13 protein-coding genes are annotated in these 22,705 nt (G+C 60.9%); 7 read left to right on the top strand and 6 right to left on the bottom strand.

Annotation, left to right across the window (positions count from 1 at the left end; translation table 11 throughout):
* Positions 1-55 precede the first annotated feature (55 nt).
* Positions 56-8,449: a S8 family serine peptidase gene (locus B5F12_RS06165; protein WP_158096760.1), complete on the top strand. Its 8,394-nt coding sequence runs from the start codon at positions 56-58 to the stop codon at positions 8,447-8,449.
* 831 nt (positions 8,450-9,280) lie between these two features.
* Here the strand turns inward: B5F12_RS06165 and rpsR are convergent.
* The 4 genes from rpsR to B5F12_RS06145 form a co-directional block, all read right to left on the bottom strand.
* The gene (rpsR, locus tag B5F12_RS06160; protein WP_087231883.1) at positions 9,281-9,523 is read right to left on the bottom strand and encodes a 30S ribosomal protein S18; all 243 of its coding nucleotides are present in this window, start codon (positions 9,521-9,523) and stop codon (positions 9,281-9,283) included.
* Positions 9,524-9,557: 34 nt separating this feature from the next.
* Complete coding sequence (gene ssb, locus B5F12_RS06155; RefSeq protein WP_087231880.1) at positions 9,558-10,004, bottom strand: single-stranded DNA-binding protein; 447 nt, start codon at positions 10,002-10,004, stop codon at positions 9,558-9,560.
* Positions 10,005-10,018: 14 nt separating this feature from the next.
* Complete coding sequence (rpsF, locus tag B5F12_RS06150) at positions 10,019-10,315, bottom strand: 30S ribosomal protein S6 (RefSeq protein ID WP_087231877.1); 297 nt, start codon at positions 10,313-10,315, stop codon at positions 10,019-10,021.
* A gap of 421 nt (positions 10,316-10,736) precedes the next feature.
* Positions 10,737-11,654 carry a LacI family DNA-binding transcriptional regulator gene (locus B5F12_RS06145; RefSeq protein ID WP_158096759.1) on the bottom strand — a complete coding sequence of 306 codons (918 nt, stop codon included), beginning with the start codon at positions 11,652-11,654 and terminating at the stop codon, positions 10,737-10,739.
* A 94-nt stretch (positions 11,655-11,748) separates the two neighbouring features.
* Between B5F12_RS06145 and B5F12_RS06140 the strand changes: the two genes are divergently transcribed.
* Positions 11,749-14,013, top strand: coding sequence for a glycogen/starch/alpha-glucan phosphorylase (locus tag B5F12_RS06140; protein ID WP_087231871.1), 2,265 nt, complete (start codon positions 11,749-11,751; stop codon positions 14,011-14,013).
* Positions 14,014-14,275: 262 nt separating this feature from the next.
* Here the strand turns inward: B5F12_RS06140 and B5F12_RS06135 are convergent, their stop codons facing one another.
* Positions 14,276-16,003 (bottom strand): phospho-sugar mutase, encoded by a 1,728-nt coding sequence (locus B5F12_RS06135; RefSeq protein WP_087231868.1) that lies wholly within the window; start codon positions 16,001-16,003, stop codon positions 14,276-14,278.
* Between the two features lie 32 nt (positions 16,004-16,035).
* Positions 16,036-17,277: an aminopeptidase gene (locus B5F12_RS06130; RefSeq protein WP_087231865.1), complete on the bottom strand. Its 1,242-nt coding sequence runs from the start codon at positions 17,275-17,277 to the stop codon at positions 16,036-16,038.
* 160 nt (positions 17,278-17,437) lie between these two features.
* Between B5F12_RS06130 and asnA the strand changes: the two genes are divergently transcribed.
* The 5 genes from asnA (at position 17,438) to asnS (ending at position 22,591) form a co-directional block, all read left to right on the top strand.
* Positions 17,438-18,451 (top strand): aspartate--ammonia ligase, encoded by a 1,014-nt coding sequence (gene asnA, locus B5F12_RS06125; RefSeq protein ID WP_087231862.1) that lies wholly within the window; start codon positions 17,438-17,440, stop codon positions 18,449-18,451.
* A gap of 15 nt (positions 18,452-18,466) precedes the next feature.
* Positions 18,467-19,579, top strand: a complete 1,113-nt coding sequence (locus B5F12_RS06120) for an aldo/keto reductase (RefSeq protein WP_087231859.1) — start codon at positions 18,467-18,469, stop codon at positions 19,577-19,579.
* Positions 19,580-19,718: 139 nt separating this feature from the next.
* Complete coding sequence (locus B5F12_RS06115; protein ID WP_087231857.1) at positions 19,719-20,162, top strand: LytTR family DNA-binding domain-containing protein; 444 nt, start codon at positions 19,719-19,721, stop codon at positions 20,160-20,162.
* 14 nt (positions 20,163-20,176) lie between these two features.
* The gene (locus B5F12_RS06110; RefSeq protein WP_087231855.1) at positions 20,177-21,004 is read left to right on the top strand and encodes a DUF3021 family protein; all 828 of its coding nucleotides are present in this window, start codon (positions 20,177-20,179) and stop codon (positions 21,002-21,004) included.
* 192 nt (positions 21,005-21,196) lie between these two features.
* Entirely contained in the window at positions 21,197-22,591 is a 1,395-nt protein-coding gene (gene asnS / locus B5F12_RS06105) for an asparagine--tRNA ligase (RefSeq protein WP_087231853.1), read from the top strand.
* Positions 22,592-22,705: the final 114 nt, after the last annotated feature.

Raw genomic sequence — 22,705 nt, 5'->3', positions numbered from 1 at the left:
CCGTTCGCTTCCGCCCTGTGGACGGAAGCGGCAAACGAAAACTAAGGAGGATAACATGAGACATCACGTGAAAGCATCACGCAGGCTCGTCAGTCTGCTGCTCTCGGTGGTCATGGTGCTCGGCTTGCTGACACCTGGCTTCGCCGCTGGCAGCGGGGCTCTCTCCCTGACAGAGGGCAACCCCCACGCAGGCTATGACGCAGACCTGCCCAGTGAAGAGTCTGGATCTACCGTCCAGGCCGAAGTGAAAGAGGACGACGGCCAGGCCACCATCGGTCTGGAGGAGAGCGGCACTCCCGCTGCTCAGAACAACGACGCCTCTGCCCCCGCTCCCGAGGACGAAGTGACCTTCATCGTCTCTCTGGACAAGGAGTCCCTTCTGGAGGCCGGCTTCAGCGGTGACGACATCGCCGCCGACACCGCCAGCGTCAGCAACTATGTTGCCGACCAGAAGGACGCCGTGGAGCTGTTCACCCAGGCTCTGGAGGACGAGCTGGGCAGTGACGCCGTGGAGGTGGGCTACACCTACACCGTGACCATGACCGGCCTGTCCGTCACCACCACCTATGAGAACAAGGCTGCCATCCAGAAGATGCCCGGCGTGGATCGGGTGTACGTGGCTCCCGTGTTCAGCATTCCCGAAGAGGACACCGTGATGGAGCCCTATACCAACAACGCCACCAACATGATTGGCTCCAACGTGGCCAACGAGAGCGGCTGGACTGGTAAGGGCATGCGCATCGCCATTGTGGACACTGGTATCGTGGCCAATCACCCCAACTTCCAAGCCATGAGCGAGGACAAGCTCACCGATACCTCCCTGACTGTGGAGGATGTGCAGAACGCTTGGAGCAACCTGAATGCTTCCGACTCCAACGTGCTCCCCGCTTCCACCTACTTCAGCAACAAGATCCCCTTCGCCTTCAACTACTACAACAAGAACATTGACGTGTCCCACGATGTCGCTGGTAGTGACCACGGCACCCACGTGGCTGGCATCGCCGCCGCCAACAAGATTTCCTCTTCTGAGGTCATCGGTGTGGCTCCCGACGCTCAGCTCATCGTCATGCAGGTGTTCAACCCCAAGGGCGCCAACTGGGATACCGTTATGGCCGCCCTGGAGGACTGTGTCTACCTGAACGTGGACACCGCCAACCTGTCCCTGGGCTCCGCCGCCGGCTTCGTGGATAACGATGCTCCCATGACCGAGTTGCTGGACCTGCTGGAGCAGGCCGGTGTGGAAGTCATCATCGCCGCCGGTAACGACACCAACAACGCTCTGAACAACAACCACGGCAACAACCTGTCCCTGACCGGCAACCCCGACACCGGCCTGGTGGGCAACCCCAGCACCTACTCTCACGTGCTGTCTGTTGCCTCTGCGGACAACGACCGCATCACCCAGCAGTACGTCACCGTGGGTGAGACCAAGATCGGCTACAACGACTCCGGCGTGTTCACCCGTCTGGAGAACCTGGCCGGCAACTCCTATGAGTATGTCATGATCGACGGCTACGGTGCCGCCGAGGACTTCGACGGCGTGGACGTCAACGGCAAGGTTGCCGTGGTGTGGCGTGGCGGCGGCGTGGCCTTCCCTGACAAGCACGCCAACGCTCAGAACGCCGGTGCTGCTGCCTGTATCGTGGTCAACAACACCGCCGGTCTGCTGAACATGGCCATCAACGATGCCGCCGGGAACATCCCCTGCGTGCTCATGTCCAAGGAGGCCTGGGACCTGCTGGCCAACGCTGAGACCAAGACCCTCACCGTCACCGGCAAGAGCGATTCCTTCCAGATCGCCAAGACCATGAGCGACTTCTCCAGCTGGGGTCCCGCTCCCGACCTGTCCCTGAAGCCTGAGATCACCGGCGTGGGCGGCAACATCTATTCCACCCGTGACACCCCCACCGGCTACGGCAACATGAGCGGTACCTCCATGGCCACTCCCCAGGTCACCGGCGCTATGACCGTGCTGATGCAGTACCTGCGCAGCAAGGGCTACAGCAATCAGGACATGTGGACCATGGCCACCAACATCCTCATGAGCACCGCCGATCCCATCGACGTGCCCGGTTCCACGGGGCTGAAGTATTCCCCCCGTCTCCAGGGCGCCGGTCTGGTGAACCTGGTGAAGGCCACCACCGTGGATGCCTACCTGTCCAGCACCTCCAACTCCATGGGCCGTGCCAAGGCCGAGCTGGGCGACAGCACCGAGGGAACCTACTCCTTTGAGTTCTCCGTGACCAACTTCTCCGACGAGTCCAAGACTTACACCTTCGATTCTGACGTGCAGACCGAGACTGCCACCGATGGCTTCATCGCCGGCACCCCCTATCTGCTGGAGTCCAAGGTGAAGGTCAGCCAGGACAGCGTCACCGTGGCTGCTGGTGAGACCGTCACCCTCACTGCCACCATCACCCTCACCGAGGCCGACAAGGAGTACATCAACAGCCGCTTTGAAAACGGCATGTATGTGGAGGGTTACCTGTACCTGGAGGGCGCTGACAACCAGAACCTGACCATGCCCTTCCTGGGCTACTACGGCGACTGGTCCAAGCCTCCCGTCTTCGATAACCCCGACTACAACGAGGCCAGCCTGTATGGCACTGGCGTGTTCACCATGATCGCCCAGCTGGGTACCAACCCCTATCTGCGGGGCGGTGCCTCCGGCGATGAGTACAACGCCTTCTCCTATGCCAACCCCCTGATGGAGCTGGATTTCGGTATGCTGCGTAACGCCCGCAAGCTGGTGTTCCGTGTCAACAATACCGAGACCGGAGAAGAGTACTTCAACTACGTCCACGAATACGCCACTAAGAGCTACTACAACAGCAGTTACGGCCAGATCTTCCCCTTCTACATCTACAACGCCACCACCGACGAGGAGTATGTGTGGAACGGCTATGACAAGGACGGCAATCAGCTGCCTGACGGCACCACCATCACCTACACCGTAGAGGCCTATGTGGACGACGGCGACGATGTGGTGGATGATTCCTTCTCCTTCCAGGCCTCTCTGGACAACCAGAAGCCTCAGCTGCTCAACGCCGACAATCTCCAGGACTCCCTGAAGGTGGAGAACGGTCAGATCAACCTGACCCTGAAGCTGCAGGATAACGCCAACCTGGCCGCCATCCTCTTCGTCTCCCCCGACGGCTCCATCATCAGCAAGTTCGCTCCCAAGCCCGACGATGGCAGCGAGTATGTGGCCGGCAAGAGCTTTGAGCAGACCTTCAACGTGGCTGGCTACGGCGCTGACTTTACCATCGTGCTGGGCGACTACGCCTGCAACGAGACCGAGATCAAGGTGGCCCTGGAGCTGGATGATTCCGCTCTGACTCCCAGCCTGAAGGATCTGGAGCTGGGCCGTCTGTACGGCTTCGAGCCCTACACCGACTCCACCGTTCTGGACCGCGGCTGGTTCAGCATTGACAAGGGCCAGACCGAGGCACCCCGCAACGAGACCTATGAGAACACCGCCTACACCGCCGGCGAGTACATCAACGGCCGTGTGATTGCCCAGCGCAACGACGGCGCTCTGGTGCTGCTCTCTCCCTACTCCACCTACTGGGGCAGCCAGGTTCTGTACACCCAGAGCGGCAAGGAGGGCTCCGCCAACTTCATCACCCTGTATGACATGGCCCTGAGCCATGGCAACAACGGCGGCGGCATCCTCCAGCGCAACGGCGAGGACGCTCTGTACGCCGTGGGTTGGACCTATGACGGCACCATCACTCCCTCCGGCAGCTATGGCGGTTCCAACAACCTCTATGAGGTGTGCTTCACTCCCTGGGGCTACACCAGCATTGAGAAGGTGGCCACCATCACCGGCCTGGCTGAGGGCTACGAGATCCTCACCCTGTCCGCTGACGAGGAGGGCAACCTGTACGCCCTCGGCACCGACCTGAACCTCTACTCCCTGGACAAGACCACCGGTGCTGCTACCTGGCTGATGACCATGTCCGACTTCAAGGTCAAGACCAACGGCGAGCGTCTGAGCAGCATCCAGTCCATGACCTATGACTACGAAGAGGACGTCATCTACTGGTACGCTCACGCCCAGGTGGGCAACACCCAGGTGTGCGAGACCTACAAGATTGACCCCGTGAAGAAGACCGCCGAAAGCCTGGGCAGCCGTGCCCCCAGCGGCACCTCCGCCCTGTTCATCCCCAACGACCTGGGCACCGACCTGTTCACCGTGGGCGAAGTCAACCCCACCGGCGTGCAGCTGGAGCCCTATAAGACCACCCTGGTGGTCAACCAGGGCAAGCGCATGAACCTGACTTGGGCCCCCTGGAACGCCGCTGCTCAGCAAGTGACCTGGACCAGCGACAACACCGACGTGGCCACCGTCTCTGAGACCGGCTATGTCAAGGCCATTGGCCCCGGCACTGCCACCATCACCGGCGCTACCCAGATTATGTATGCTGGACAGACCGAGTGGACCCCCTACGAGGTCACCTGCCAGGTCACCGTAGTGGAGTCTCAGGACGCCCTGTACGGCTACATCGTCACCGATGATGTCAACCAGGGCAACCAGATGAAGTGGGTCACCTACTCCGATCAGGCTCCCACTCAGGTCACCCAGCTCAACGCCCCCAAGACCACCACTCTGGACGGCACCGTTGGCTCCGCCCTCTGGACCGGCGGCACCTACTACAACGGCTATGTGTACACCGTGCAGCAGGAACAGTGGGTGGAGGACGACGTGATCTACAACGCCACCGTCCTCTATCGCACCCTGGTCACCGGCAATGAGGATCCCACCAAGACCACCTTCGGCGAGCCCGAGCGCATCGGCCACACCGAGAACATCCAAGTGGGCAACATCGGCTTCGACTACAACACCGGCCGTATGTACGGCGTGGATCTGACCAACGGCGGCCTCGTGGTCATCGACCTGGAGACCGGCGCTGTGGATCCCATCGGCGAGTTCAAGTTCCCCGAAGGCTCTGCCTCCGGCGACAACGTGATGACCGCCATGGCCGTCATCTGCGAGGGTGAGGAGACCACCATCCTGTGCGGCAGCATGAACGGCAACCTGTTCATCGTGGACCCCGACACCATGGAGGCCACCAAGGTCTACTCCAGCTCCCAGGAGTACTGGTTCTACGCTGGCATGACCTACGACTACAACACCGGCAACATCTACTGGAACCCCTCCATGGGCTCCGGCATCAATCCCCTGTTCCTGGTCACTCTGGAGGACACCGATTGGGGCTCCATTGAGGCCAACGTCATGGACCTGGGCGACGTGAGCAGCCGTTCCGGCGTGGAGCAGACTGCCATGTTCACCATCACCGAAAACGAACCCGAGACCAACTACATCCCCGTGGAAGACCTGTGGCTGACCACCGGCGAGACCTACACCGGCCTGGCTGGCGCTCAGGTGCAGCTGCAGACCTCCACCGAGCCCGCCCGTCCCACCGTGCAGAAGCGCACTTGGTCCAGCGACAACACCGATGTGGCCACCGTGGACGCCTTCGGCAAGGTGACCCTGGTGGATGTGGGTACCGCCACCATCACCGTCAGCCTCACCGACCGTGACGGCACCGTGTACTCCGACTCCATCACCTTCACCGTCCTGCCCGCTGCCGGCTCCATGGCCGCCTTCATGGCCCGGGACGACAACGGCTCCATGTACGCCAACTTCTGGATCACCGTCAACGACTATGATCCCGCCAACTCCACCGTGGGTCAGGGCACCAATGGTGCCTACACCGTCCGTGCCGGCGAGTACTTCGACGGTTACTACTATGTGGTGGACGACCTGAACAACTTCATGCGCATCGATGCGGATTCCGTGGATGCCTACACCGTGCTGGGCAACACTGAGAAGCGTGTGGTGGATCTGGCCTTCGACTACACCACCGGAACCATGTACGGCCTGACCCTCAGCTACAAGGCTTGGAACTCCGAGACCTATCAGCAGGAGCAGACCTACCCCGAGCTGGTGAAGATCGACCTGACCACCGGTGCCCTGACCACTGTGTGCACCCTGGATACCGCCGGTGCCTTCACCCTGGCCGCTGACAAGGACGGCAAGCTGTACACTGCAGGCAGCACCTCCACCAGCGCCAACGCCGTACTCTATCAGATCGACACCGCCACCGGCGCTTGCACCCAGCTGACTGAGGTGGAGGGCGCTGTGGCCTACACCGATCAGAACGGTGCCTACAACTCCCAGCTGTCCTATGACTTCGGCAGCGACCGTCTGTACTTCCACGCTGCCAACATCACCGCCAGCTGGTGCAGCGGCTCCAACCTCTACATGATCGAGAAGGAGGGCGACTCCTTCACCGCCATGAAGCTGGGCAGCACCGCTCTGAACCTGCGTGGTGAGTCCATGCAGGGCTACAACGCCGTGCTGGGTATGCTCTGCCCCATCCCCGAGGACAGCGAACTGCCCGAGATGGACGTGATCAACCTGATGCTGGACCGCACCGTGACCCGGATGCTGGTTGGCACCACCATGACCATGGACGCTCTGGTTCAGCCCGCTGTGAGCAGCGACAAGGCTCAGCTGGTCTGGTCCAGCAGCGATGAGTCCGTGGCCACTGTGGCCGAGGACGGCACCATCACCGCTGTGGCTGCCGGCGAGACCACCATCACCGTCACTGACACCGTCAGCGGCCTGTCCGCCTCCTGCCAGCTCTCCGTGCTCTCCCAGCTCAGCGGCGACGTGGCCTACACCATCTCCCAGGGCGTCGGCCTGGTGGCCTTCGATCCCGAGCTGCCCAACGAGTACGTGGTGGTCAACTCCGCCATGCCCGTGGACGGCAAGCTGGTGGGTGTGGACGTGGACGACTCCGGCCGTTACCTCTACTACGCTGTGTACGACGACGGCTCCTTCCCCCTGCTGTACCGTTACGACATCCAGGGTAACACCAATGTCTACATGGGCCAGCTCCAGACCAACACGCAGGTCTACACCCTGGCCTACGATGACGAGCACAACGTCATCTATCTGGGCGGCGGCTACTACCTGTATCAGTACTACGTGCCCAGCCTCCAGACCACCGACCTCAATCCCTACACCAGCATCGGCTTCGACAGTGACTACACCCGTGTGCACACCGTGGCCTGTGCCAACGGCAAGACCTATGTGCTGGGTAAGTACTACGAGGAGTCCCGTCTGATGGAAGTGGCTCTGAACATGCAGACCTACACCATCCTGGAGAACACCGACCTGCAGCTGAACACCGTGGAGAACAGCAGTGAGATGAGCTACAGCTCCAACACTGGCAAGTTCTACGTCACCGACGCTGCCAACAACCTGTACTCCTTCAACCTGCCCGACGAGAACGGCCTGACCAACCTGACCAAGGTTGACCTGGTGGCTGGCGGCCTGAACGTCACCGGTCTGGGCATCTACAACGATCCCGACTTCAACTGGGATCAGGAGGATTCCGGCCGCAAGTACGACGTGACCATCACTCCCACTGAGAACGGCACCGTGAAGGTGGATCCCACCAGCGCCGCTGCCGGCACTCAGGTGACCATCACCGCCACTCCCGACCAGGGCTATGAGGTGGGCTCCATCGTGGTCACCGACGCCGAGGGTAACACCATCGCTGTCACCAACAACGCCTTCACCATGCCCGCCGGTGGCGCCACCGTCACCGTGACCTTCCAGGCTGTGGCCAAGGCCGACAAGACCCTGCTGCAGAAGACCTATGACTATGCCGTGACCCTGTCCACGGAGGGTGTCACCGACTCCGCCAAGGCCGCCTTCGAGAAGGCTCTCGAGAACGCCAAGACCGTTCTGGACAACGACAACGCCACCCAGGACGAGGTCAACGCCGCTTGGGACCAGCTGCTGGAAGGCATCTGGGGTCTGGGTCTGGTTCAGGGAAGCAAGGATGAGCTGAACAAGCTCATTGCCAAGGCCGACGAGATGATGGACAATGCCGACAAGTATGTGGCTGACCACTGGCAGGAGCTGGTGGACGCCCTGGCCAAGGCCAAGGAAGTTGCCGCTGACGGCGACGCCATGGACGAGGACATCCAGCCTGTGGCTCAGGCCCTGCTCAATGCCATCCTGGCCCAGCGCTTCAAGGCTGACAAGTCCATCCTGGAAGACCTCATCGGCCAGGCCAAGGGCATCAACCTGGAGGGCTACACCGCCGAGTCCGTGGCCACCTTCCGTTCCGCTCTGGCCGCTGCTCAGGCTGTCATGGCCGACGAGACCCTGTCCGAGGACGATCAGAAGACCGTGGAGGACGCCGTGGCTGCTCTGAATGCCGCCATCAACGGCCTCACCGCCGAGGGCGAGACTCAGCCCTCTGACAAGCCTGAGACCACCGATCAGCCTCAGGCCACCGAGAAGCCCGCTGAGAAGCCCGCCCAGACTGGCGACAACGCTCAGCTGATGCTGTACGTGGCTGTCATGTTCGCCGCTGTGTGCGCTCTGGGCGCCACCGCCGTGGTGCGCAAGCGTCGCAGCTAAGGCTCTCTCAGGTCTCTGAGACCCAACGCATGACAAAGCCCCGGAGGAAGCAAATGCTTCCTCCGGGGCTTTTCTGTTTTCCTCTCCCAGAGTAAAGCCTCCCTTGTGTAAAGGGAGGTGGCACAGCGTCAGCTGTGGCGGAGGGATTAATCGTCTAACCATCCATGTATCAGGCTTGCCAGCCTGGTGGGGACGCTTCCCGCTGGGGGTTTCTTTTGAGCGGGCAAAAGAAACCAAAACCCGCTTAGGGCGTTCCCCCCTAAGGACCTCCCTTGGGGTACGAAGCTGGAACTGCATCAATTCTATGGCCGGCCCTGGCCTTGGTGGGGTCACATGGATGCTCTGGTACATCTATAGAAAGCATTCCCTTCTCTGTAAGACTGTGCCTCTGTTTCCAGGGCCTCACCCCGGTGTGCGGCGTTCCCGCCGCCGGGAGCCGGGCCCCGATCGCTGGGAACAGCGGCTCACCAGGAAAAGGCCCTGGCAGTAGAAAGACACACTAGCAGAGAAGCAAATACAAGCCATAGAATGACACGTCATCTATGTGACCCCACCGAACCAAGGGCCGAACAGAGAACGGCGCACGTCCCCCCAGTACCGCGGGGTGGATTCCACAAGGCGGGGGAAGGCCCCGCCTTTGGCGATTCTTTCCCCGATTTCTCATCGCTGAGAAATCGGGCCCAGCGGAGCGTCCCCGGCTGGGGCGCTGGTCTACACCTAGGACATTGAGAAACTAAGGATCCCCTGCCTGCCGGGCAAACAAGGCATAAAAAAAGCGGAAGCAACCGAAGTTGCTTCCGCTTTTCATATCGCTGGTTTCCCGTGCTGCTATTAGTCGGTGACGTAGGGCAGCAGAGCCACGTGACGGGCACGCTTGATGGCCTCGGTCAGCTGACGCTGATGCATGGCGCAGGTGCCGGTGGTGCGGCGGGGCAGGATCTTGGAGCGCTCGGACAGGAAACGCTTGAGCTTGGCAGCGTCCTTGTAGTCGATGTGCTCCACCTTGTCCACGCAGAAGGCGCAGACCTTGCGGCGCTTGCGGTTGCCGCGGGGCTTCACATTATCCATAGCCATAATGGCAGACCTCCTTACTTATGATGGGCCCTATTTAGAAGGGCAGATCGCCGTCGTCATCGGCCAGCTCAGCGAACTGGTCGGCGCCGGCAGGAATCCCGTAATCCACGGGAGCGGGGGCGGCGGGACGGCTGAAGCTGCCGCCGCTCTCGCCGTCCCGCTTGGAGTCGCCGAAATACACATTGTCGGCAACCACCTCAGCAGAGCGGCGCTTGCCGCCGTCCCGATCCGTCCAATCACGAATCTGAAGGCGGCCCTCCACCACGGCCATACGGCCCTTGGCGAAGTACTTGGATACGAATTCAGCAGTGTTGCGCCAAGCCACGACATCAATGAAGTCGGTGGTCTTCTCGCCACTGTCACGACTCTTGAAATCACGATCCACAGCCAGAGAGAAGGACGCCACGGCGGTGCCGCTCTGGGTGTGTCTCAGCTCAGGGTCACGGGTCAGACGGCCCATGAGAATGATTCGGTTGAGCATGTGCAACCTCCTCCTCAGGCTTCCTTGCTGACGATGATGGAGCGCATGATGCCGGTGTTGATGCGCATCAGACGGTCCAGCTCAGCGGGGAATGCGGGATCGGCGGTGAAGCTCATCAGGACGTAGTAGCCCTCAGCCAGATCGTCGATCAGGTAAGCCAGCTTGCGCTTGCCCCACTCATCCACCTCAGTCACAGTACCGCGGCTCTCAGCCAGGGTCTTGAACTTAGCCACCAGAGCGGCAGTCTCCTCCTCGCCCAGGTTGGGGTTGATGATGTAGAGCACCTCGTAGTTACCAGTCACTTTTGCCATAACTTTTGCACCTCCTTACGGACATATGGCCCCCGGATTTGCCGGAGGCAAGGATGTTGCCCGTCCTCTTGGACAGACTCATTAATTATATCGTATTTCTTCCGTTTGTCAAGTCTTTTTTCTCCACATTTTCCGGTTTTCTCGCTTCTCTACTCGGTTAGCTCGTTGTTTCGGTGAAGAAATGTACTTTTTTTGGCAAATAAACACGGGTCGATTTTTGTTTTGTTCAGTCGAATTTCCGGGTGAACAATTTGTGAACAAACTTTGAACTCGTTGGGCTGCAACGGATTCACCGTCCTTTTGTTCGGTGAACATTTTTTGTTCACCTATGTTTGTTCACTTTCTATAATTTGAACTTTTTATTCTTGTGTAGTATTTTTTCACAGTTTTCTTTGACGTGTTTTTGTTTTTGTAGTAAAATTTACCCGTTCGCCGGAAAATTTCCTTTCACGAGAATGCGGTTGCCCTGGGTTGGGTCATAATCCAGTGTCAGCAAATCCGAGGCCACTGCGGCAGCGGCCTTGGCCTTGTCCGCATTGGGGGCAGGCAGCAGGGTGGTCTGGGGTGGGAACAGTCCCGGGTCATCCAGGGAGCAGATGACGGCCAAGTCCTCTGGCGGGAACTGACCGCACACCTCCACCCCCAGCAAGTCCCCCACCACCACGCCTTTCCGGCCCTGGTGGGCCTCCAGGAAGTGGGACAGGGACTGGGTGCCGTCGTGGAAGAACACGTCCTGTGGTGCAAAGCCCTGGGAGAGCAGGGTCATGAGCTGACCGCTGCGCACCGGCTCGGCCACCAGGAACAGGTCTTCCCGGCCCAACCGGGTCTTGGCCTCCAACATGAGGGACGGATAGTCCGGCAAAATCTTATAATAGAGAGGGTCGTCGTTGTCACAGTCCACGAAGATCATGGGCGTGACACAGGGAGGGTTCACATGGGCCACCGCCCGGCACCCGCCGTCCAGCACAAAGATGACGCTGGGCGACACCGCCAGAATCTTCCGCCAGTCCTCCACCAGGTCCCCCAGGCGTAAAATCACCGAGGGAATGCCCAGCTCCAGCAGTTGGGCCTCCAGCTGCATGGCCAGGTCGGTAAGGTGCAGCCGCCGCCCCACCGATTCCCCGTGGAGGCGGGTGACCAAAATCGCCGCCCGGTTCTTCTTGCCCCGGGTGGTGCGGGTGGTGGGATAATTGAGCTGTTTGGCCGTATCAATAATACGCAGCCGGGTGGCGCTGCTGATCTTCCCCTGCCCTGTGTGGTTGAGGGCGTAGGACACCGTGGCCAGTGAACAGCCGCAGATCTTGGCAATCTGGCGCATGGACACTTTTTTCTCTCCCATAACACTTCCCCCTCCGGTCATATCAATGACCATCATATCAGAAAACCGCTAGGTTGAAAAGCACCATACCTTTCAAAAAGGAGCGAATCTCACCATGGAATTTCAAGCAAGACTCAATGCGATCATCAAGGAGCGTTACCGCAAGCCCCTGGCCAAGTGCACCAAGAGCCAGGTCTACCACGCTCTTCTCCAGCTCACCCAAGAGCTGTCCGCCCAGCGCCCTGCCCCGGACACCGGCCGCAAGCTGTACTACTTCTCGGCTGAGTTCCTCATCGGCAAGCTGCTGAGCAACAACCTGCTGGCCCTGGGTATCTTTGACCAGGTGTCCGCTCTGCTGGAGAAAAACGGCTTTACTCTGGCCGAGATCGAGGAGCAGGAGCCCGAGCCCTCCCTGGGCAACGGCGGTCTGGGCCGTCTGGCCGCTTGCTTTTTGGACTCCCTGGCCGCTCTGGGCCTGCCCGGCGACGGCGTGGGTCTGAACTACCACTACGGCCTGTTCCACCAGTACCTGCGCAATAACAAGCAGGAAGAGCAGCCCGATCCCTGGATTGAGGAGCAGGGCTGGCTCATCCCCACCGACGTCTCCTTCCCCGTCCAGTTCGGCAACCAGACCCTCAACGCCGTGATGTGGGACATCGCCGTGCCCGGCGCCAACACCGAGACCGCCAACCGTCTGCACCTGTTTGACGTGGAGAAGCCCGCCGCCGCTCCCGAGGACGGCATCGACTTTGACAAGGGCGACATCGCCCACCACCTCACCTCCTTCCTCTATCCCGACGACAGCGACGAGGCCGGACGGCTGCTGCGTGTGTATCAGCAGTACTTCATGGTGTCCGCTGGCGCTCAGCTGATTTTGAAGGAGCTGGACGAGAAGGGCATCTCCCCCTGGAACCTGTGCGAGCACGTGGCCATTCAGATCAACGACACCCACCCCTCTATGGTGCTGCCCGAGCTGACCCGCCTGCTGCTGGAGCGTGGACTGTCCATGAACGACGCCCTCCACCAGGTGGCCCACGCCTGTGCCTACACCAACCACACCATCCTGGCCGAGGCCCTGGAGAAGTGGCCCATGAGCTACATTGAGCGGGTGGCTCCCCAGCTGGTGCCCATCATCCGGGAGATGGACCGCCGGGCCAAGTCCGTGTTCCCCGACCCCCGCATGGCCATTATCGACGACAAAGACGTGGTGCACATGGCCCACATGGACATCCACTACACCTACTCCACCAACGGCGTGGCCGCCCTGCACACCGAGATCCTCAAGACCTCGGAGCTCAAGCCCTTCGCCGACGTGTACAGCTATAAGTTCAACAACAAGACCAACGGCGTCACCTTCCGCCGCTGGCTGGAGGTGTGCAACCCCCGTCTGGCCACCCTCATTGACGACTGCATCGGCAACGAGTGGCGTCGGGACGCCAGCCAGCTGGAGAACTTCGCCACCTTCGTCCGGGACCCCAAGGTGCTCAGCGCCATGCTGGACATCAAGGACTACAACAAGCAGCAGCTGGCCAAGGTCCTCAAGCAGCGCCAGAACGTGGAGGTGGACCCCCAGTCCATCTTTGACATCCAGGTCAAGCGTCTCCACGAGTACAAGCGCCAGCAGATGAACGCCCTGTACGTCATCAAAAAGTACCTGGACATCAAAAACGGCATTCTGCCCACCCGTCCCATCACCGTGATTTTCGGCGCCAAGGCCGCCCCCGCCTATGTCATGGCCAAGCACATCATCCACCTCATCCTCTGCCTGCGCCAGCTCATTGAGTCCGATCCCCAGGTGCGTCCCTGGCTGCGTGTGGTGATGGTGGAGAACTACAACGTCAGCTGGGCCGAGAAGCTCATCCCCGCCTGCGACATCTCCGAGCAGATCTCCCTGGCCTCCAAGGAGGCCTCCGGCACCGGCAACATGAAGTTCATGGCCAACGGCGCTGTCACCCTGGGCACCATGGACGGTGCCAACGTGGAGATCGCCCAGCTGGTGGGCCGGGAGAACATCTACACCTTCGGCGCCTCCAGCGACCGGGTCATCCAGATGTACGCCCAGCACAGCTATCACCCCCAGGAGTTCTACAACCGTCCCTGGGTCAAGGAAGTGGTGGACTTCATCGTCTCCCCCACCCTGGTGGCTCTGGGCGACGAGACCTGCCTGCGGGCTCTGTGGAATGACATAAAGACCAAGGACTGGTTCATGGCCCTGCTGGACGTGGAGGAGTACACCGCTGTGCGCAGCCGCCTGCTCAGCGACTACGAGGACCGCACCGAGTGGTCCAAGAAGATGCTCATCAACACCGCCAAGAGCGGCTTCTTCTCCAGCGACCGTACCATCGCCCAGTACAACCACGACATCTGGCACCTGAACTGAGCTGACGCTCGGCAAAGAAGTCCACGGACTTCTTTGCCAGGGGTTCGCATGACGGATGGGGCTCGATTTCTTACGAAAAAGTCACCCCATCCGCCATGAGAAGTGTCATTTCCCATGCACATGTCCTGGAAAATGACGTTATTTCAATTGATTCCGCCACCTGCGGGTGGCGGAACTCTGCGAGGCCCCTGATCAGGCAAGCTTTCTGCATAAAAAATCCCGCTCCAATTCAGGAGCGGGATTTTTTCGGTTTGGGATGTTTTTAGCCCTTGAGGCTCTCGGCCCAGGCGGCGTACCGCTCCACCTTGGCGGCGCAGTCGGCCTGGCTCTCGCCACGGGCCAGGATGTACACCTTCACCTTGGGCTCGGTGCCGGAGGGACGGACGATGACGGAGGTGCCGTCCACCAGCTCGTAGCGCAGCACGTTGGAGCCGGACAGCTCCATGGTGGTGCGGTCGCCGGTGGCGGCGTCCACCACGCTGCCGTCCTTGTAGTCCTTCCACTGGGCCACAGCGGTGCCGCCCACTTCCTTGGGGGGATTGGCACGCAGGTCGGCCATGAGCTGGGCCATCTTCTTCAGGCCGTCCAGACCGGGCATCACCAGGTTCATGGTGCGCTCGCCGAAGTGGCCGTACTTCTCATACAGGCCCTGGAGGGCGTCATACAGGGTCATGCCCTGTCCGGCATACCAGGCGGCCATCTCGGTGAGGGCCACAGAGGCGGTGACGGCGTCCTTGTCCCGGACGAAGCTGCCCAGCATGTAGCCGAAAGACTCCTCGTAGGACATGATGACGTTGCCCTCGCCGGAGCTCTCCAGCTGGTCCTTCTTCTCGGCCAGGAACTTGAAGCCGGTGAAGGTGTCGAAGCACTTCAGGCCGTTGTCCTCGGCCACCTTGCGGGCCATCTCGGTGGTCACCAGGCTCTTGAGGGCCACGGGATTGGCGGGCATCTTGCCGGTACGGGTCTTGGCGCCAATGAGGTAGTCCAGCAGCAGCACGCCGGTCTGGTTGCCGCTGATGACCACAAAGTCGTCGTCCTTGGTGCGCACCATGATGCCCACACGGTCGGCGTCGGGGTCAGAGCCCAGAATGAAGTCAGCGCCCTCCCGCTTGGCGATGTCCACGGCCAGGGCGAAGCCCTCGGGGTTCTCGGGATTGGGGGAGACCACAGTGGGGAAATCCCCGTCGATGATCATCTGCTGGGGCACGCAGATCACATGCTTCATGCCCAGACGGCGCAGAGCCTCGGGGATGAGCTTGTAGCCGGTGCCGTGGAAGGGGGTGTACACCATCTTGAAGGTGTCGGCCACAGCGTCCACAGCAGCCTGGTCGTTGACCTGCTCCATGACGTTGGCCAGGAACTTCTCGTCGGTCTCGGTGCCCATCAGGGTGATACGGCCCTCGTCCAGAGCCTTCTTGTAGTCCATGGTCTTCACGCAGTCGAACACGTCCAGCTCCTGCATCTTGGCGGCCACCTTGTCGGCGGGGCCGGGAGGCAGCTGAGCGCCGTCAGACCAGTACACCTTGTAGCCGTTGTACTCCTTGGGGTTGTGGCTGGCGGTGATGTTGATGCCGGCGATGCAGCCGTACTCCCGGATGGCAAAGGACAGCTCGGGAGTGGGGCGCAGGGAGTCGAACAGGCGCACAGGGATGCCGTTGGCGGCCATGACACAGGCGGCCTCACGGGCGAAGAGCTCGGAGTTGTTGCGGCAGTCGTAGCACACGGCCACACCCTTGGCGGCGGCCTCGGGGCCCTCCTCCAAAATCACCTGGGCAAACGCCTGGGTGGCGTGGCGCACCACATGTACATTCATCCGGTACAGGCCCACACCCATGGTGCCGCGGAGACCGGCGGTACCGAAGCTGAGCTGGGAGAAAAAGCGGGATTCCATTTCCTTCTCGTCCCCGGCAATGGCGGTCAGCTCCGCCTTCTCCTCCTGGGACAGGGCCGGACTCTCCATCCAGCGCTGATATTGTGCCTTGTAATCCATGGTACAGTTCCTCCTTATATTCTCAATGTTGTTTAGAATGCAAAGTTGCCATCCACAAACACGGGAATCTCCTTCCCGTCCTGAGTGGTGCCCACAATGGACAGGTCCTTGGTGCCCACCATGAAGTCCACGTGGTTCATGGACTGGTTGAGCCCCACGGCCTTCTGACTTGCCTCGTCCAGGTCCTCGCCGCCCTTGACGCAGTTGGGATAGGCGGAGCCAAAGGCCAGGTGGCAGGAGGCGTTCTCATCAAACAGGGTGTTGTAGAACAGGATGCCGCTGTTGCGGATGGGGGAGTCATAGGGCACCAGGGCCACCTCACCCAGATAGGAAGAGCCCTCGTCCATGCCCACGGAGTGGCGCAGGTATTCCTCGCCCTCCTCGGCGTGGACATTCACGATCTTGCCGTTTTCAAAGTCCATGTAGAAGTTCTTCACCAGGTTGCCGTTGAGGGCCAGAGGCATGGCGGCGTATACCCGGCCATTGACGCCGTCCCAGCGGGGAGCGGTGAAAATCTCCTCGGTGGGCATGTTGGCCACAAACTCCACACCACGGGGGGTGTCCTCGCTGCCGCCCATCCACACGTGGTTGTCGGGGAGGGTGATGGTCAGGTCGGTACCCAGGGAGTTGGTGTAGTGCAGGGTCTTGAAGTTATACTCGTTGAGCAGTTTGGCTCTCCGGGCCGTGGCGTCCACGTGGTCGCGCCAACGCTCCACGGCCTTGCCGTCCCCCGTGATGCGGCACACCGAGAAGATGGCCTCCCACAGAGCGTCAATGGCCTCCTCCCCCTTCTTGTCGGGGAACACCTTCTCCGCCCAAGCCTTGGTGGGGTGAGCTCCGATGGACCACTGGAACCGGTTGGCGCTGAGGGAGTCGTGCCACATCCGGGTGTTCTCTCCCTGCACCCGCTGCCAGGTCTGGATTCGGGTGGAGTCCACGCCCCGGAGCATCTCAGGGTCCGAGCCGATGATGGACAGAGCGGTGCAGCCCTCCTGCACCAGCCACTCGTACTTCTCCTTGAGGTAGTGGGGGAACTCCTCAAACACCTGGCTGTCCGCCTTCAGGTACCGCTCCCGGACGATGAAGTCGTCCCGCCAGTCCATGATCACGTCCTTGGCCCCACGGTCCAGGGCCACCTGGGCACACAGACGGGCCAGAGGCGCACACTCCACCGGGGCAGCCAGATTGACCATCTGGCCGGGCTGGATATTCAAGCCCACTTCTACCAAAAGATGGGCGTATTCTTCCAATTTTTCCTTAAAATTTGGAACCATAGGATAGGTTCTCCTTTCGCTGTGCATTTCCCCCAGAACGGGGATTTCAAAATACCTTAATATTATAACATCACATCAAAAAAAATACAAATCGGAAATTGCATTTTTTAGCGTGATGAAGTATAATCTTTTCTATCTTAACGTCTGGAGGAGCTGCGCCATGCTGAACACTGTCATTCCTGCAGGGTATTCCCCCTGTTTAAACCTATACGATACCCAAAAGGCCATCGGTCTTTTAAAGCGCCTGTTTGAGGACAATTTAGGCGGCGCCCTCCATCTGCGCCGGGTCTCCGCCCCCCTGTTTGTGGAGGCCTCCACCGGTCTCAACGACGACCTCAACGGCGTGGAGCGGGCGGTGTCCTTTGACATCCCCGACGCAGGCCGGGACGCCCAGGTGGTGCACTCTCTGGCCAAGTGGAAGCGTCTGGCCCTCCACCGCTATCAGTTCTCGGTGGGCGAAGGGCTGTACACCGATATGAACGCCATCCGCCGGGACGAGGACCTGGACAACATCCACTCCGTGTACGTGGACCAGTGGGACTGGGAGAAGGTGCTGGCCCCCCGGGACCGCAACGAGACCTACTTAAAAAACACCGTCACCACCATTGTGGCAGCCCTGGCGGACACCCAGTCTACCCTCCGGGCGGTCTATCCCCAGCTCACTCCCCTTCCCACCATTCAGCGGGAAGTGTCCTTTGTCACCGCCCAGGAGCTGGAGGACCTGTGGCCGGAGCTGTCCCCCAAGGAGCGGGAGAGCGCCTGGGTGAAGGACCACCCCACCACCTTCCTCATGGGCATTGGCGCCCCCCTGAAATCCGGCAAGCCCCATGACGGCCGTGCCCCCGACTACGACGACTGGAACCTAAACGGCGACCTGCTGGTTTGGAACTCGGTGCTGGAAAGCGCCTTTGAGATCTCCTCCATGGGCATCCGGGTCAGCCCCGAGTCCCTGGACCGCCAGCTCACCCTGGCCGGGTGCGACGACCGCCGGGAGCTGCCCTTCCACAAGATGCTCCTGGAGGGCAAGCTGCCCCTGACCATCGGCGGCGGCATCGGCCAGAGCCGGGTGTCCATGTACCTGCTGGGCAAGGCCCACATCGGCGAGGTCCAGGCCTCTGTGTGGGACCAGCAGACCCTGGAGGCCTGCCGGGACGCCGGGGTCATCCTTCTGTAACAAGGGGTGCCTACCATGAAAAAACTTGGTTTTGGCTGTATGCGCTTCCCCCTTCTGGATGCCGAGGACAACACTTCCATCGACTTCCCCCAGGTGTGCCAGATGGTGGACCTGTTTCTGGAGCGGGGCTTTACCTACTTTGACACCGCCTACTTCTACCACGGAGGCACCAGTGAGGAGACGGTGAACCGCTGCCTGGTGCAGCGGCACCCCCGGGACTCCTTCACCCTGGCCACCAAGCTGCCCCTGGCCAAGCTGAAAGAGGCCACCCCCCAGGAGCAGGCCGACATGTTCCAGCTCCAGCTCAAGCGCTGCGGCGTGGAGTTTTTCGACTACTATCTGCTCCACTGCATCGACGACGAGAACTACGAGATCGCCCAGCGGCTGGACAGCTTCGCCTTTGTCCAGCAGAAGAAGGCGGAAGGGTACATCCGTCAGGCGGGCTTCTCCTTCCACGGCACCCCCGAGCTGCTGGAGGAGGTGCTCACCCAGCACCCGGAAGTGGACTTTGTGCAATTGCAAATCAACTACCTGGACTGGGAGAACCCCAAGGTCCAGTCCCGCCGCTGCTACGAGGTTGCGGTGGCCCACCACAAGCCAGTGGTGGTGATGGAACCGGTGAAGGGTGGCAAGCTGGCCAATCCCTCCCCCGCTGTGCGGGAGATGTTCGCCACCCTGGACCCCAACGCCTCCCCCTCCTCCTTTGCCATCCGCTTTGCCGCCTCTCTGGAGCATGTGTTTATGGTGCTCTCCGGCATGTCCTCCCTGGAGCAGGTGGCGGACAACACCGGGTATATGGCGGATTTCCGCCCCGTCACTCCCCAGGAGGTAGCGGTGCTGGAGCAGGCCGCCCAGCAGATCCAGGCAGACGGCACCATCCCCTGCACTGCCTGTTCCTACTGCACCGACGGCTGCCCCCAGCGCATTCCCATTCCCGCCCTGTTTGCCCTGTATAACCGGACGCTGGGCCAACCTGGGCTTCCCCACAAGAAGGAGTACCGGGAGCTGTGCGTCCAAGGCGCGCCTGCCTCGGCCTGCAGCGCCTGCCGCCAGTGTGAGGGAGCCTGTCCCCAGCACCTGGAGGTGGTGAACCAGCTCCAGCGTGTGGCCAAAGTGTTCGAAGATTGACCCCAACGGGCCGCAAGTGCTTCTTGCGGCCCGTTTGTTTTTCCACCTGTCCCAAAAAACAGGCCGCCTATTCCCAATCGGTAGACAACACCCCGGATTTTCCGTATACTCAAAGTACCAAGAGAAGGGAGGGAACGCCATGAAAGTGGAAGTGCACATCGACCCCCAGCTGACCCACACCCATGTGGTCATCCGCGCCCCCGCCTGCTCTCCCCAGGTGGAACAGCTGGTACGCCAGCTGGAAGAACTGGCCGCCCCCTCCACCTTCACCGTCTTCCGGGACGGCGAGGCTCGGCTTCTTCCCCTCTCGGACATTCTCCGCTTTTACGCCGACGGTAAAGGGGTGTCCTGCCAGACCACCACGGGGATTTACACGGTGCGGGAGCGGCTGTACGAGCTGGAGGAGGCCCTGGCCGGGACCCGGCTGGTGCGGGTATCCCACTCAGAGGTGGTGAACTTAGACCACGTCACCGCTTTGGATTTGTCCCTCACCGGAACCATCAAAATGACCCTGGCGGGCGGGACCACCGTGTATGTGTCCCGGCGGTATGTGAAGAAGATCAAACAAGCGCTGGACCTGTGAAAGGAGGGTGAACCATGCTCTTTGACGATAAGAAACAGGCGTTGTGCCGCATCGCCGTGGGAGCTGTGGCTGGGGTGGCCATTCATGTCCTGTTGGGCTATGTGTTGGGGACCCTGGGTTTCTTGGGGGACCGATTGGCCGCCGTGTTCTCCTCCCCCACCTGCTCCTTCCCTCCCCCGTTTGAGGACTGTGGGATTCTTCTATCCTATCTTCTGTTTGGCGTCCTGGGGGCGGAGATCGGGGTGTCCACCCTCCCCTTCGCCGATCATGGCCGCACCTTGGTTCTTCGCACCCTGGCCCACTTCGCCCTCATGGCCGCCACGGTGGCCCTGTGGGGTGGGCTGAACTTTGGCGGGGCGGGGGCTGCCTTCTGCCTCATCCTCCTGGCATTCATCTATGTGCTGGTGTGGCTGGGCCGCTGGGTGGGCTGGTATGTGGAGGTGGCCGCCATCCGGGCCAAGCTGGGGCTTGCCCCCGGTCCCTCTCTCCTTCATTGGCGAGAAAGTCTTCCCTATCTGGTGTTTGCCTTGGGGCTGTGCTTGGGGCTGCCCGCTCTGCTGCGTCTGGTAGACCCCCAGGACGTGCCCGTCCTCTCTGGGGTGTATTTTCCCTTCCTGCTGCTGCCCATCGGCACCTTCTGCTCGGGGGTGTCCCTGGGGCATCGGCACGGCTTCTCTCCCCTGTATCCGGCGGCCTGCGCCCTGCTGTCTGTGGCGGCGGTGTTTCTGCTGTTCAACGGCTCCGCCCTCTTCCACGGGGGTATCTCCCTGATGTGCGCCCTGATGGGAAATGGGGTGGGAACTCTGCTGAAAAAGCGGGCCACACGGGAAAAGAACCCCTAGCTCCCCCCTCTTTTTTCCCTCAGCCCTTGCAAAATCTTCAGAAAATGGTATAATAGCCGCACGGCGGCTGTTATCAATTGCCGTTTTTCTTGCCCCTGACGGGACAACCGAAAAACCTGGCGTTGTATCATCAACGCCTTTGACACAACTTGTTGTGTTCGGATAGATCATTTGAGAATTGAGGGAAGTAGTATGGATCGCATCACCATTGCCTCCGTCTTTGCCGACAGCGAGAAGCTCTCCGGCCAGACGGTCACCGTCATGGGTTGGGCCCGCACCATCCGTGACATGAAAACCTTTGGATTTGTGGAGCTCAACGACGGCTCCTGCTTCAAGAATCTCCAGATCGTGCTGGACGCCAACGTCCTGGACAACTATAAGGAGATCACCGGCCAGAACGTGGGCGCTGCCCTCATTGTCACCGGCACCGTGGTGCTCACCCCCGAGGCCAAGCAGCCCCTGGAGATCAAGGCCGCCTCTGTGGCGGTGGAGGGCGTGTCCGCCCCCGACTACCCCCTGCAAAAGAAGCGCCACACCGTGGAGTACCTGCGCACCATCCAGCACCTGCGCCCCCGCACCAACCTGTTTTCTGCGGCCTTCCGGGTGCGGAGCGTGGCCGCCCACGCCATCCACTGCTTCTTCCAGGACCGTGGCTTTGTGTACGTCCACACCCCCATCATCACCGCCTCCGACTGTGAGGGCGCCGGTGAGATGTTCCAGGTGACCACCCTGGACGTGAACAACCCGCCCCGCCTGCCCGACGGCAGCGTGGACTGGTCCCAGGACTTCTTCGGCAAGAAGGCCAACCTCACCGTGTCCGGCCAGCTCAACGCCGAGAACTTCGCCATGGCCTTCGGCTCTGTGTACACCTTCGGCCCCACCTTCCGGGCTGAGAACTCCAACACCCAGCGCCACGCCGCCGAGTTCTGGATGATCGAGCCGGAGATCGCCTTCGCCGACCTCAACGACGACATGGACCTGGCCGAGGACATGATTCGCTATATCATCCGTACTGTGCTGGAGAAATGCCCCGACGAGATCAACTTCTTCAACTCCTTCGTGGACAAGGGCCTGAAGGAGCGTCTGGAGCTGGTGGCCAACTCCGAGTTTGGCCGTGTGACCTACACCGACGCCATCGAGATTTTGAAGAAGAACAACGACAAGTTCGACTTCAAGGTGGAGTGGGGCTGCGACTTGCAGACCGAGCACGAGCGGTACCTCACCGAGCAGGTGTACAAGAAGCCCGTGTTCGTCACCGACTACCCCAAGGACATCAAGGCCTTCTACATGCGCCTCAACGACGACGGCAAGACCGTGGCCGCTGCCGACTGCCTGGTGCCCGGCATCGGCGAGATCATCGGCGGCTCTCAGCGTGAGGAGCGCATCGAGGTGCTGGAGGAGCGCATGCACCAGCTGGGTCTCAACCCCGAGGACTACTGGTGGTACCTGGACCTGCGCCGCTACGGCTCCTGCCGCCACGCCGGTTTCGGCCTGGGCTTCGAGCGCATGGTGATGTACCTCACCGGCATCAGCAACATCCGGGACGTGGAGCTGCATCCCCGTACCGTGGGCAACGCTGAGTTCTAATTTAAAAATCGAGTAGGAGGCTACCCATTAGTTGAGTAGCCGTCCTCTCACACCACCGTGCATACCGTTCGGTACACGGCGGTTCAATCGCATAAGTGCTGTTTACGAATTTGC

It is taken from the genome of Pseudoflavonifractor sp. An176 (genome assembly GCF_002160435.1).
GTDB classification, from domain to species: Bacteria; Bacillota; Clostridia; order Oscillospirales; family Oscillospiraceae; genus Enterenecus; species Enterenecus faecium.
The sequence above is the reverse complement of the archived record's forward strand: the minus strand, read 5'-3'. Positions and strand labels throughout refer to the sequence as shown.

What these genes read in the sequence shown, in the direction of transcription:
- B5F12_RS06165 (WP_158096760.1), top strand. Translation starts at nt 56, where the DNA reads ATGAGACATCACGTGAAAGCATCACGCAGGCTCGTCAGTCTGCTGCTC.
- rpsR (WP_087231883.1), bottom strand. Translation starts at nt 9,523, where the DNA reads ATGGCTATGGATAATGTGAAGCCCCGCGGCAACCGCAAGCGCCGCAAG.
- ssb (WP_087231880.1), bottom strand. Translation starts at nt 10,004, where the DNA reads ATGCTCAACCGAATCATTCTCATGGGCCGTCTGACCCGTGACCCTGAG.
- rpsF (WP_087231877.1), bottom strand. Translation starts at nt 10,315, where the DNA reads ATGGCAAAAGTGACTGGTAACTACGAGGTGCTCTACATCATCAACCCC.
- B5F12_RS06145 (WP_158096759.1), bottom strand. Translation starts at nt 11,654, where the DNA reads ATGGGAGAGAAAAAAGTGTCCATGCGCCAGATTGCCAAGATCTGCGGC.
- B5F12_RS06140 (WP_087231871.1), top strand. Translation starts at nt 11,749, where the DNA reads ATGGAATTTCAAGCAAGACTCAATGCGATCATCAAGGAGCGTTACCGC.
- B5F12_RS06135 (WP_087231868.1), bottom strand. Translation starts at nt 16,003, where the DNA reads ATGGATTACAAGGCACAATATCAGCGCTGGATGGAGAGTCCGGCCCTG.
- B5F12_RS06130 (WP_087231865.1), bottom strand. Translation starts at nt 17,277, where the DNA reads ATGGTTCCAAATTTTAAGGAAAAATTGGAAGAATACGCCCATCTTTTG.
- asnA (WP_087231862.1), top strand. Translation starts at nt 17,438, where the DNA reads ATGCTGAACACTGTCATTCCTGCAGGGTATTCCCCCTGTTTAAACCTA.
- B5F12_RS06120 (WP_087231859.1), top strand. Translation starts at nt 18,467, where the DNA reads ATGAAAAAACTTGGTTTTGGCTGTATGCGCTTCCCCCTTCTGGATGCC.
- B5F12_RS06115 (WP_087231857.1), top strand. Translation starts at nt 19,719, where the DNA reads ATGAAAGTGGAAGTGCACATCGACCCCCAGCTGACCCACACCCATGTG.
- B5F12_RS06110 (WP_087231855.1), top strand. Translation starts at nt 20,177, where the DNA reads ATGCTCTTTGACGATAAGAAACAGGCGTTGTGCCGCATCGCCGTGGGA.
- asnS (WP_087231853.1), top strand. Translation starts at nt 21,197, where the DNA reads ATGGATCGCATCACCATTGCCTCCGTCTTTGCCGACAGCGAGAAGCTC.